This is a genomic window from Bacillus sp. NSP9.1 (assembly GCF_000465465.2).
Lineage (GTDB): Bacteria > Bacillota > Bacilli > Bacillales > Bacillaceae > Bacillus > Bacillus sonorensis_A.
The window spans coordinates 517563-530029 of the sequence record NZ_CP048273.1 but is presented as its reverse complement, the minus strand read 5'-3'; the positions used below and the strand labels follow the sequence as shown (position 1 = coordinate 530029).

Annotated in this window: 11 protein-coding genes; 1 reads left to right on the top strand and 10 read right to left on the bottom strand. The window is 47.6% G+C overall.

Annotation, left to right across the window (positions count from 1 at the left end; all coding sequences use genetic code 11):
- Window positions 1-72: 72 nt before the first annotated feature.
- The 6 genes from rho to M654_RS02570 all read right to left on the bottom strand — a co-directional run bounded on the left by rho (window position 73) and on the right by M654_RS02570 (window position 6673).
- A complete protein-coding gene (gene rho / locus M654_RS02595) occupies window positions 73-1356 on the bottom strand; it encodes a transcription termination factor Rho (RefSeq protein ID WP_026589106.1) in 1284 nt (427 codons plus the stop codon).
- Between the two features lie 444 nt (window positions 1357-1800).
- Window positions 1801-2766: a class II fructose-bisphosphatase gene (gene glpX, locus M654_RS02590; protein ID WP_026589107.1), complete on the bottom strand. Its 966-nt coding sequence runs from the start codon at window positions 2764-2766 to the stop codon at window positions 1801-1803.
- A gap of 66 nt (window positions 2767-2832) precedes the next feature.
- Complete coding sequence (locus M654_RS02585) at window positions 2833-4122, bottom strand: UDP-N-acetylglucosamine 1-carboxyvinyltransferase (RefSeq protein ID WP_026589108.1); 1290 nt, start codon at window positions 4120-4122, stop codon at window positions 2833-2835.
- Between the two features lie 244 nt (window positions 4123-4366).
- Window positions 4367-5002 carry a fructose-6-phosphate aldolase gene (gene fsa, locus M654_RS02580; protein WP_026589109.1) on the bottom strand — a complete coding sequence of 212 codons (636 nt, stop codon included), beginning with the start codon at window positions 5000-5002 and terminating at the stop codon, window positions 4367-4369.
- A gap of 230 nt (window positions 5003-5232) precedes the next feature.
- On the bottom strand, window positions 5233-6090 hold the full coding sequence (locus M654_RS02575) for a class II fructose-bisphosphate aldolase (protein WP_026589111.1): 858 nt from the start codon (window positions 6088-6090) through the stop codon (window positions 5233-5235).
- A gap of 208 nt (window positions 6091-6298) precedes the next feature.
- A complete protein-coding gene (locus M654_RS02570; RefSeq protein WP_026589112.1) occupies window positions 6299-6673 on the bottom strand; it encodes a response regulator in 375 nt (124 codons plus the stop codon).
- Window positions 6674-6850: 177 nt separating this feature from the next.
- Between M654_RS02570 and M654_RS02565 the strand changes: the two genes are divergently transcribed.
- Window positions 6851-7381 (top strand): DUF2529 domain-containing protein, encoded by a 531-nt coding sequence (locus tag M654_RS02565; RefSeq protein ID WP_026589113.1) that lies wholly within the window; start codon window positions 6851-6853, stop codon window positions 7379-7381.
- Window positions 7382-7508: 127 nt separating this feature from the next.
- Here M654_RS02565 and M654_RS02560 read toward each other — a convergent pair whose 3' ends face one another.
- The 4 genes from M654_RS02560 to M654_RS02545 form a co-directional block, all read right to left on the bottom strand.
- Window positions 7509-9116 (bottom strand): CTP synthase, encoded by a 1608-nt coding sequence (locus M654_RS02560; protein WP_026589114.1) that lies wholly within the window; start codon window positions 9114-9116, stop codon window positions 7509-7511.
- A 258-nt stretch (window positions 9117-9374) separates the two neighbouring features.
- Window positions 9375-9884, bottom strand: coding sequence for a DNA-directed RNA polymerase subunit delta (gene rpoE, locus M654_RS02555; RefSeq protein WP_026589115.1), 510 nt, complete (start codon window positions 9882-9884; stop codon window positions 9375-9377).
- 282 nt (window positions 9885-10166) lie between these two features.
- Complete coding sequence (locus M654_RS02550; protein ID WP_026589116.1) at window positions 10167-11306, bottom strand: acyl-CoA dehydrogenase; 1140 nt, start codon at window positions 11304-11306, stop codon at window positions 10167-10169.
- A gap of 22 nt (window positions 11307-11328) precedes the next feature.
- Window positions 11329-12459 carry an acyl-CoA dehydrogenase family protein gene (locus M654_RS02545; protein ID WP_026589117.1) on the bottom strand — a complete coding sequence of 377 codons (1131 nt, stop codon included), beginning with the start codon at window positions 12457-12459 and terminating at the stop codon, window positions 11329-11331.
- Window positions 12460-12467: the final 8 nt, after the last annotated feature.

Genomic DNA, 12467 nt, shown 5'->3' with positions numbered 1-12467 from the left:
GGGACAAAACCTCCGGAACGCACATGATAGAATTATAACAGTGATCCGGACGTTTTGCAAACCAAAGTTAAATTACCGTCTCGCAGCCGACACGTTGGACTGCTTCCATTCCTGGATCAACATATCGAAGAATTCCTGATTTGTTTTCGTCTTCTTCATCTTTCTCATAAATTTCTCAACAAAATCCGGTGTGTCGGACATTGTTTTGCGGATGGACCAGAGGCGGTCAAGATGTTCTTTCGGAACAAGGAGCTCTTCTTTTCTCGTACCCGAACGGCGAATATCAATGGCAGGAAAAATTCTTCTTTCCGCAAGAGAACGGTCAAGATGCAGCTCCATGTTGCCGGTTCCTTTAAACTCTTCATAGATTACATCGTCCATGCGGGACCCCGTATCGACAAGAGCGGTTGCCAATATCGTCAAACTTCCGCCCTCTTCAATGTTTCGGGCCGCTCCAAAGAACCGTTTCGGACGGTGGAATGCGCCGGGATCGATCCCTCCGGACAATGTTCTGCCGCTTGGCGGAATGACCAGGTTATAGGCGCGGGCCAGCCTTGTGATGCTGTCCATTAAAATGATGACGTCTTTTTTATGCTCGACGAGCCTCATCGCCCGCTCCAGCACAAGCTCGGCCACTTTTATATGGTTCTCAGGCACTTCATCAAAAGTCGAGCTGACGACGTCTCCAGCTACAGATCGTTCGATGTCCGTCACTTCTTCAGGACGCTCATCGATCAGAAGGACGATCAGCTCCGCTTCCGGGTGATTGGCTGTAATGCTGTTGGCGATCTCTTTGAGAAGCATCGTTTTACCTGCTTTTGGAGGGGCGACAATCAAACCGCGCTGTCCAAAGCCAACCGGCGCCATCATGTCCATGATCCGTGTCGACAAGTAATTTGGCTTCGTTTCAAGCACCATTTGGCGGTCTGGATAAAGAGGCGTTAAAGCCGGAAAGTGCACACGTTCTTTTGCCGATTCCGGGTCATCTCCGTTCACTGCTTCCACATGAAGCAGACCGTAATACCGTTCGTTTTCCTTTGGAGGCCGGACCTTTCCGGAAACTTTATCACCGTTTCTCAAATCAAAACGGCGGATTTGGGAAGCAGAAATATAGATATCCTCTGAACTTGGGGAATAGTTAATCGGTCTAAGAAAGCCGAATCCTTCGGACTGGATGATTTCCAAAACACCTTCCATAAAGAGAAGATCCTCTTGTTCGGCATTCGCTTTCAGAATGGCAAAGATCAGTTCCTTTTTTGTCAGTTTGCTGTAATACGAGACTTTATAGTGACGTGCAAGCTCATACAGCTCTTTTAATTTCATATTTTCCAAAGATGAAATGGATACATCTTTCACTAAGAACACCACTCTTTTCTAATCAAATAATGTAAACGGATTGGTACCGCCGATTCAGCTTTTATCGGCTACGCTTCCACCCAATATATATCGACGTATTGAAAAGGATTATAAGCAAGTCGAGAAAGAAGCGAGGACTTAACAAGAGAAGATAATCGCATATCTGATGGATGCGGCAGGAATTCAGGCTCTCCTTTAAGAAACCGGGATTGAGCTGAAAAATTTCGCAGCACTCTTTATTTTTACCTCATTTGACATTCATATTCAACTTCATTTGTGATTTGACATAAAATTGATAGAGATGACTTTGTTTTGAAAAGCGCGCCTGGAGCATGTCATGGAGAAGCAAGCCGTCTGCAATTGTACCAGAGTCATGCCATCTGTTCAATTCATAAGGCTGTTACATACAGGGGAAAAGCGGGTCATCCCCGCTTTTTCTTTCCTTTAAGGCCGAATCACTAAGTTTGGTTTTTTCTTAAGGCTGTGTCTTCCGTCAACAAATCGGACCGTACCGGACTTCGCCCTCATGACAATACTGTGTGTTGTCCCGACAGAACCTTTAAATTGAACGCCGCGAAGCAGTTCTCCGTCCGTCACACCGGTGGCGGCGAAAATCGCGTCGTCCCCTTTGACAAGGTCTTCCATCCGCAGCACTTTCCCGGTATCAAGACCCATTTTTTCACAGCGCTTCAACTCTTCTTCGCTCTGCGGAAGCAGCTTGCCATGAATTTCCCCTCCAAGCGCTTTCAGCGCCACAGCGGACAAAACACCCTCCGGGGCTCCGCCTGATCCGAATAAAATATCGACTCCTGTGTGGTCGAAGGCTGTATTGATTGCTCCGGCTACATCACCATCATTGATCAGCTTGATCCTTGCGCCCGCTTCCCGGAGTTCGTGGATGATGCGCTCATGTCTGGAACGGTTCAAAACGGTTGCGACGACATCTTCGACATCTTTATTTTTTGCTTTGGCCACGGCTTTCAAGTTGTCGATCACAGGCGCCTCAATATCGATGCATCCGACAGCTTCCGGACCGACGGCGATTTTATCCATATACATGTCAGGCGCATTCAGCAGGTTTCCGTGATCCGCCACAGCGATAACGGCAAGTGCATTCCAGCCGCCGCTTGCGACGATGTTTGTACCTTCAAGAGGATCGACTGCCACATCTACCCGCGGACCATAACCGTTTCCAAGCTTTTCTCCGATATAGAGCATCGGAGCTTCATCCATCTCACCTTCCCCGATCACAACTGTTCCCTTCATCGGTATGGTGTCGAACACATCCCGCATAGCGCTTGTCGCCGCGTCATCCGCTTCGTCTTTTTTTCCTCTTCCCATCCAGCGTGCCGACTTAAGCGCAGCCGCCTCTGTCACACGTACGAGTTCCATTGATAAACTTCTTTCCATTCCTATCCTAATCTCCTCTCCCCATTTGCAAATCGGTTTTATGATTGATATTGAAAAGCTTGTTCACTAGGAATTTTGCAGCTGTTCCATTTCCTGGTCTGTCAATTTTTCACGCCAGACGGTGGCGCCGAGGTTTGTGAGCTTGTCTTCAAGCTTGCTGTATCCTCTGTCAAGATGTTCAAGACCGGTAATTTCCGTAACTCCTTCCGCCATGAGCCCGGCAACAACGAGGCAGGCTCCCGCTCTCAAATCGCTCGCTTTCACTTTGGCGCCTTGAAGTTGAACAGGTCCGGTGATGATTGCCGATCTCCCTTCGACTTTCATCGATGCACCCATGCGCCGCAGCTCATCGATATGTTTAAAGCGGGCGGAATAGATCGTGTCCGTGACAACGCTCGTCCCGTTTGCCTTTGTGAGAAGCGAGGTCATCGGCTGCTGCAGATCAGTTGGAAAACCCGGATATACAAGCGTCTTGAGGTCGACCGGCTTCAGCTCCTTCTGTCCGCCGATCATCAAAATTTGGTCGCTGCTTTCTTCGATCCGAATTCCCATCTCGCGCAGCTTGGCTATCAGCGATTCTAAGTGTGTCGGTATCACGTTGTCGATCAGGACTTCCTGACCCATGGAGGCCGCTGCGATCATGAAGGTTCCGGCTTCAATCCGGTCTGGAATAATCGAGTGTCTGCAGCCGTGCAGGGACTCAACGCCTTCGATGCGGATGACGTCAGTGCCCGCGCCTTTGATTTTCGCACCCATGCTCGTTAAAAGTGTGGCGACATCGATGATTTCCGGTTCCTTCGCAGCGTTTTCAATTACGGTTCTGCCTTTTGCGAGTACGGCGGCAAGCATAATGTTGATCGTTGCTCCAACACTGACGACATCAAGATAAATGCGTGCCCCTTTTAATTCCTCTGCACGCAGATAAATCGCACCCTGTTCATTTGTCACTTCGGCTCCCAGCGCTTCAAAACCTTTGATATGCTGGTCAATCGGTCTCGGACCGAGGTGGCAGCCGCCTGGAAGTCCAATAACCGCTTTTTTAAAGCGGCCGAGCATGGCTCCCATTAAATAGTAAGAAGCCCGGAGCTGCTTCACTTTTCCATTCGGCAAAGGCATGCTGATCATCGGCGCAGGATCAACGACCATTTCTCCATTTTCAAAATGAACATTTCCGCCGATCTCCCTCAGCAGGTCGCGCAGCGTCAAAATGTCCGAAATATCGGGAAGACCTTCAAGAGTAACCGTCGATTCAGCCAAAATCGTTGCAGGTATCAAAGCGACAGCACTGTTTTTAGCTCCGCTTATATGTACTGTCCCGTTGAGAGGATCGCCGCCAGCTATATTTAACTTTTCCATGATCGTCTCCTTCCTTAAAGAAGATAGCTAATGGAGCGTAAAAAAAGAGAACTCAAAATAAACGGTTCATATCAAAATCTATCCAATTAAAAGAGAAAGAATACAACACATTTCAAAATTTATCAGGAAGAAAATAGCGAAGCTGTCTGCGGCATTTCCAAAACATTCATTTCTCTTCACAAGACAAAATGGTGACAAACAGAGGGGGCGCCTCCACTTGCCACTCACAATTAGCCTTTTCGCCTTATTTGTTCCAGTCTGCTAAAAACTGTTCAATGCCTTTATCAGTCAGCGGGTGCTTCGTCAGCTGGTGAATGACTTTCAGCGGCATTGTACCGATATGAGCCCCTCTCAGAGCAGCTTCTGTGACATGCTGCGGATGGCGGATTGATGCGGCGATGATTTGCGTATCCAAACCATGAACATCAAAAATCTGCCTCACTTCGCTGATCAATTCCAGGCCGTTATGGCCGATATCATCCAGGCGTCCCAAGAACGGGGAAACATATGTCGCTCCGGCTCTCGCTGCCAAAAGCGCCTGGTTTGCGTTGAAGATGAGCGTGACATTCGTCTTGATACCGAGATCAGTCAGCGCTTTAACAGCTTTCAGACCGTCAGAGGTCATCGGAATTTTCACGGTGATGTTTGGCGCGATTTTCGCAAGCTCTTTTCCTTCTTCAATCATCTCTTCCGCCTTTAGAGAAATAACCTCGGCGCTGACAGACCCTGAAACCACCTCTGTAATCTCGCGCAGACGATCATGAAACGAAATGTTTTCTTTTGCAACTAAGCTGGGATTTGTCGTTACTCCCGCAAGAACCCCCAGAGAATGAGCCTCTTTAATCTCGTCTATATTTGCAGTATCAATAAAAAACAACATATTGATAAAACCTCCTGTCATGAAAAATGTCTGAACTATGGAACTTGTTTGCGCTTTCCGAGATGATATGGATAAAACCGCCTGTCTTCTATCAGGCGGCTTTTTTGACTGAACGGGAAGCAAAAGAGCCTCATGCCAATACAGCATGTGTGAACAGCGCTTCCCAAAAACGCCGGAAAAAACATCCTATTTCCCCCGAAAGGGAAACAGGCGTGTTTTTCCAACCGTCATTAAGCTTGGTTTGAAGAACCGAATTCGCGCATTTTGCCGATAACTGTTGCTTTGATCGCTTCGCGAGCAGGTCCGAGGTATTTACGAGGATCGTATTCATCAGGCTTGGCTGCCAATGTTTCACGAACAGCTTTCGCAGATGAAATCTGGTTTTCAGTGTTAACATTGATTTTAGCTGTTCCAAGAGAGATCGCTTTTTGGATGTCAGCAGTCGGGATACCAGTACCGCCGTGAAGAACAAGCGGAAGACCGGTTGTTTTTCCGATTTCCTCCATCTCTTTGAATCCAAGATTTGGTTCCCCTTTGTAAGGGCCGTGAACAGAACCTAGTGCTGGTGCAAGGCAATCGATGCCTGTGCGCTCAACAAGCTCCTGACACTCTTTAGGGTCAGCGTAGATGACGCCTTCAGCGATAACATCGTCTTCCTGTCCGCCGACTGTTCCAAGCTCTGCTTCTACTGATACTCCATGGAAGTGAGCGAGCTCAACAACTTTGGAAGTTGTTGCGACGTTTTCTTCAAATGGATGGTGGGAAGCGTCGATCATCACAGATGTGAAGCCTGCATGAATCGCTTTCGCGCAAGATTCGAAGCTTGAACCGTGATCTAAGTGAATGGCGACAGGAACTGTCACATTGTATTCTTCCATCAGTGCTTTTACCATGGCAACGACTGTTTTGAAGCCGCCCATGTAGCGTCCCGCACCTTCAGAAACACCGAGGATCACTGGAGATTTTTCTTCTTCAGCAGCCTGTAAAATCGCTTGAGTAAACTCAAGGTTGTTTAAGTTAAATTGTCCGACAGCATATCCGTTTTCTTTTGCGTTATTCAACATTTCCGTCATTGATACTAAAGGCATGTCGAAAGTCCTCCTTATGTAGCCTGATTTGCTCTTTTGCGAAAAAAGCTCTCCACACCTACCTAGCATGACCAGAAAAACCTGCCATATGTAAAATGTTTTGTTTATTAAACTTTAGATAGCTTTTCTCTACTTATATAGAATAACAATTTATCGACAAATCGGCAACATCATCGCTTGTGACAACATCAAAAACTTTTTGGATCCGCTAACCGTTTGACTTGATCGGGAGGTATGTTTTGACCGCCTCGCGGATTTCATCGATATCAAAAGGCTTGGCAAAGTGAGTCAGGGCGCCAAGCTCCTTCGACTCCTGGATCATGTCCAGTTCGCCGTAGGCGGTCATGATAATGACGCGGATCTCCTCATCTATGACTTTCATCCTTTTTAAAATTTCGATTCCATCCATTCCAGGGATTTTCATATCAAGCAAAACAAGGTCGGGCCGTTCCTTTTTGACAATGTCGAGCGCTTGAATGCCGTTGGCGGCCTGGAAGGTTTTGTACCCTTCTTTATTGAAAACTTCATTCAGCAAAACCCGGATACCGTACTGATCATCTACGATTAAAATCTTCTCATTCATTTTTCTACACCTCTATAATTATAATTTTCGCCAAAATTAAGCAGTAGTTTATCTATTCTGTTTTGATTTTCTCTTTTCCTTTAATTAAAATATTTAAGTTTGCGACATATTTAGAGGATTTTTCCCAAGATTCTCTTTTGTTATATAATGATAGTCAATAAAAAAGGAGGAGTCAGCTTGCTTAAAATCTTTACCACACAATTGTCGGGAATCTTCAACCGGATTCAGGACGGTGAATCCGAGCCGATCGAAGACGGCGCCCGTCTGTTGGCCCAGGCGGTTATCAGCGATCACTCGGTTTATGTATATGGAAAAAATGAATTGGAGGGCATTCTGAAAGAAGCGCTCTATAGTTCTGAGCCGTTTCCTTCCGCCAAACCGCTGCCGCGGTATGAGGAAGACTGGCCGGATTTTCAACCGGCGGACAAAGTGCTGATGTTCTGCGCGCATTCCTCAGACGATGAAGAGCTGAAAATGGCGGAAAATCTGAAAGAAAAAGGAATCGATCTCGTTGTCGTGTCCCCTGTCGGCAAGGAAGGCGCCCCGATTGCAGCATCGGCCGATGTACACATTGATTCAAAGCTTAAAATGCCGCTTCTTCCCGATGATGACGGGACGAGATTCGGCTTTCCGTCGCTTATGGTCAGCCTCTATATTTATCATGCCCTGTCCTTTACATTAAAGGAAATTCTTCAGGAATACCAATAAAAAAAGCTTGCCTGAAGGAAATAAGTTGCGGATGAGGCCCGCCTTATGAATTTCATACCGGTCCGGCCTCGCCGCAAGGAAAAAAAGCCTGCCAGCAGTTGAACCGCTGACAGGCTTTTTATGATGTTTACAGCTTTTCTGACGCTTTTAATGAAGCTTGAACGAAGTCTCTGAACAATGCTTGCGGTCTTGTCGGTCTTGAAGTGAATTCCGGATGGAACTGTGACGCGACAAACCACGGATGGTCTTTCAGCTCGACAATCTCTACGAGGCGGCCGTCAGGGCTTGTCCCTGAGAAGACAAATCCGGCTTCTTCCATCTGCTGTCTGTACTCATTGTTAAATTCGTAGCGATGGCGGTGGCGTTCGTAAACCACTTCATTCCGATAAGCCTCATAAGCTTTTGAACCTTCCTGGAGCTTACACGGATAAAGGCCGAGGCGAAGTGTTCCGCCGAGATCTTCAATATCCTTTTGTTCAGGAAGCAGATCGATGATCGGATGTGGTGTAGAAGGATCAATTTCAGCCGAATGCGCACCTTCAAGGCCGAGAACGTTTCTTGCATATTCGATCGATGCCACTTGCATGCCGAGGCAAATTCCCAAGAACGGAATCTTTTGCTCGCGCGCGTATTTGACGGCGGCGATTTTCCCTTCGACACCGCGGTCCCCGAATCCGCCCGGAACAAGAATTCCGTCTACATCATGGACCAGTCCGGCCACGTTTTCTTCCGTTACTTCTTCGGCGTTGATCCATTTAATCTGAATGTCGGAGTCGAACGCATATCCAGCGTGGCGAAGCGATTCAACGACTGAAATGTAGGCGTCCGGCAGCTCGACGTATTTGCCGACTAAAGCGATTGTCGCCGATTTAGAAAGGTTTTGCACTCTATTGACAAGCTCTTTCCATTCTTCCATATCAGCTTCTTTGCATTCCAGCTTCAAATGGCTGCAGACAAGGTCGTCAAGCCCTTGATTTTGCAGATCAAGCGGAATGGAATACAATGTTTCGGCATCCCCAGCTTCAATCACCGCTTTAGGATCGATGTCGCAAAACAGCGCAATTTTATCTTTCATATCTTGAGAAATCGGCATTTCCGTTCTGACGACGATCACGTTTGGCTGAATGCCGAGGCTGCGCAGTTCTTTTACACTGTGCTGTGTCGGTTTTGTTTTCATTTCTCCCGCCGCTTTCAGATATGGAACAAGCGTACAGTGAATGTACATCACATTATCGCGGCCGACATCGCTCTTGATTTGGCGGATCGCTTCGAGAAACGGGAGTGACTCGATATCCCCGACGGTGCCGCCGATTTCTGTAATCACGACGTCAGCGTTCGTTTCTTTCCCTGCGCGGAACACGCGGTCCTTGATTTCATTTGTGATATGGGGAATGACCTGAACGGTGCCGCCCAGGTAGTCTCCTCTGCGTTCCTTTTTCAGCACTGTGGAATAGATTTTTCCCGTTGTCACATTGCTGTATTTATTTAAATTGATGTCGATGAAGCGCTCATAGTGTCCCAGGTCAAGGTCGGTTTCCGCACCGTCATCGGTTACAAATACTTCTCCGTGCTGATACGGACTCATCGTGCCGGGATCCACGTTGATATACGGATCAAACTTTTGAATGGTGACGTTCAAGCCTCTGTTTTTCAGAAGGCGCCCGAGTGAAGATGCTGTGATTCCTTTTCCAAGCGAGGATACAACTCCTCCGGTTACAAAGATATATTTTGTCATTTCTGTACCCCTCTCTTCAATTAACGCTTATTCCTTAAAATGCTCCGTTTATGGAAAATCATTTAGATCTTTTCTAAATGATTTAAATGATTAGGAGGCGGAAAAACAAGAAAGCTCCCTTTCAATTTCTTGAAAGGGAGCTGTTAGTTCGTATCACTTGAATCTCTTCTTTTTGAAGAGCCCAAAATACATACTACATAGTTCGCCTGTGAAAGTCAAGATCGATTTAAAAATGTATATGCCGTTTAAGACATATCATTAATCTTCGTCATCCTCGTCATCATAATCGTCATCCAAGATCTCGTCTTCAAGATCATCAAGCTCGTCATCATCCGCCTCATCGATATCGTCGTATTCCTCGTCGTCAAGGTCAAGATCTTCTTCAACATCGTCAAGGATGATATCATCCTCGTCAATTTCTTCGAATTCATCAAGAGCGAGGTCCTCTTCAACAGCTTTTTTCGCTTTTTTCTTCTTCGCTTTTACGGTCGGCTGTGTTTCTTCATCGAGCTGATCATACGGATACCAGCTGCGCAGACCCCACGTTTGGTCTGACAGCGCCAAAAAGCGGCCGTCAATATTTAAATCCGTGTAAAACTGGGCAATGCGGTTTTCCAGTTCTTCTTTCCCCAATCCAAGCAATGAAACCACTTGGTCTGTAAGCTCCTGGAAAGTCATTGGTTTCTTTTGTTCAGAGAAAATTTCGTATGCGATTTCAACTAAAGCCATTTCCTTTAGCTGCTCTTCTGAGTATTGTTTCAAACTCATCGCAGGACACTCCCTTTCTAGCTTCATGTATGTATCTACTATCTTTGTCATAGAAAATAAGCATGTAATTTCTGTCTTTACGACAAACCATACCTCTCATTATAAACAAAAGAAAACACTTTATGCCACCTTTATTCCCGTTAATTCATTAATTTTTACCGTACGGGCGGGAAAAGGAAGACCGGAGAGACGAAGCCTGGAAACAGGGCGGCCGCGAGAGCGCGAAAGCTCGTTGAAAAAACCATGCCGGCAGCATGTCCGCCGGCACGGTTTAGAGAGGATTCATTTCATCAGCATCCTCGAAATCACGATTCTCTGAATTTCCTGCGTCCCTTCATAAATTTGCGTGATTTTCGCATCCCGCATATAGCGTTCAACCGGATAATCCTTTGTGTATCCGTACCCGCCGAAAATCTGCACGGCCTCCGTCGCCGCTTTCATCGCCGTATCCCCGGCAAAAAGCTTTGACATCGCGGATGCTTTCCCGTAAGGAAGTCCTTCCGATTCCAGCCAGGCCGCCTGATAGGTTAGGAGCCTCGAAGCCTCGATCGCCGTCGCCATATCAGCGAGCTTAAAGGCGATGCCCTGCTGTTCGGCAATCGGCCGGCCAAACTGCTTTCGTTCCTTCGCATACGCTTTAGCCGCCTCTAACGCACCTTGTGCAATGCCGACGGCCTGGGCCGCGATTCCATTTCTGCCTCCGTCAAGCGTCATCATCGCAATTTTAAAGCCTTCTCCCTCTTCACCGAGGCGGTTTTTTAAAGGAACGCGGCAGTCCTCAAAGATAATTTCCGTTGTCGGAGAGGAACGAATCCCAAGCTTCTTTTCTTTTTTCCCGACAGAAAAACCCGGAAAATCCTTTTCAACGATAAAAGCGGTGGTCCCTTTGTGCTTAGCATCCGGATCCAGCGCAGCAAACACAATGTAGCAGTCGGCGATTCCCCCGTTGGTGATAAAAATCTTCGTCCCGTTTAAAACGTATTCATCACCGTTTTTGAAGGCGGTCGTTTTCATCGCGCCGGCATCGGATCCTGAACCGGGCTCCGTCAATCCATATGCCCCGATCTTTTCGCCGCGCGCCATCGGTTTTAAGTACGCCTGCTTTTGCTCTTCCGTTCCAAAAGCATAGATAGGCCAGCCGGCAAGCGACGTATGAGCGGACAAAGTGACGCCGGTTGATGCACAGACTTTGGAAAGCTCTTCAACCGCCATAACATATGCCAAATAATCGCTGCCGATTCCCCCGTATTCCTCAGGCCACGGAATTCCTGTCAGCCCCAGTTCTGCCATCTTTTGAAACAGCCCTCTGTCAAACCTTTCTTCCTCATCCCGCTCCTTTGCTGTCGGCTCCACCTCATGCTTTGCAAAGTCACGCACCATTTTCTGTATCATTTGATGCTCTTCTGACAGCGTAAAGATCATCGCTCTTTCCTCCTCTGTCACCTTATAAATGCTTGCTGATGACGATTCTCTGAATCTCGCTCGTTCCCTCGTAGATTTCGCATACTTTTGCATCTCTGAAATACCGTTCAGCGTCGAAATCCTTTGTATAGCCATAATCGCCGAGCAGCTGCACCGCTTCATCAGCGACATACAGCGCCGTTTCTGAGGCGAACAGTTTGGCCATTGACGCCGCCTGCCCGGTTTTCATCCCTTGTTCCTTCAGCCAAGCGGCCCGGTAAACGAGAAGCTTCGCGGCCTCCGTCCTCGTCGCCATATCGGCCAGCTTAAAAGCCGCTCCCTGCCGCTTTTGATGCAGCTCTCCTTTCGGATAGCGCTTTTTCAAAAAGTCAATGGCATAAGCAAGCGCTCCTTCGGCAATCCCAAGAGCCTGCGCGGCGATGCCGATCCTGCCGGTGTCCAGATTTGCCAAGGCCATTTTAAACCCTTTGCCTTCCTCGCCAAGCAGCTGACGGGCCGGGATGACAGCGTTATCAAAATTCAAAGTGACGGTTTGCGACCCGTGCAGGCCCATTTTGTCTTCATTTTTTCCGATCTGAAAGCCAGGTGTGCCTTTTTCTACGATAAAGGCGGAAATACCCTTTGTTTTCGCCTCCGGATTTGTTGAGGCAAATACGAGGTACACATCCGCCCGGCCGCCGTTGGTAATAAACACCTTTGATCCGTTCAGCACATAGGTGTCTCCGCGCTTTTCCGCCCTTGTTTTTAAACTTCCGGCATCAGATCCGGCGCTTGGCTCTGTTAAACAAAATGCCCCCAAATATTGCCCGGAAGCGAGCTTTTTGACGTATTGCCCTTTTTGCTCATCAGTGCCGTATAAAAGAATGGGAATCGTGACAATCGATGTATGGACAGATAAAACCGCGCCCAAAACGGCGCTTACCTTTGACAGTTCATGAATCGTCATGATGTACGAAACAAAGTCTTTGCCCGCTCCGTTGTACTTTTCCGGAACCGGAAGCCCCATCAAGCCGCGTTCCGCCATTTTTCTTAAAATCTCTCCGGGGAAACGGCCCTTTTCCATTTCCGGCACAAAGGGAGCGACCTCCTGTTGGACAAACTGCCTGATGAATGTCTGCATGCGGCTTTGTTCCTCTGTAAAACGAAGGTTCAATATCCGTC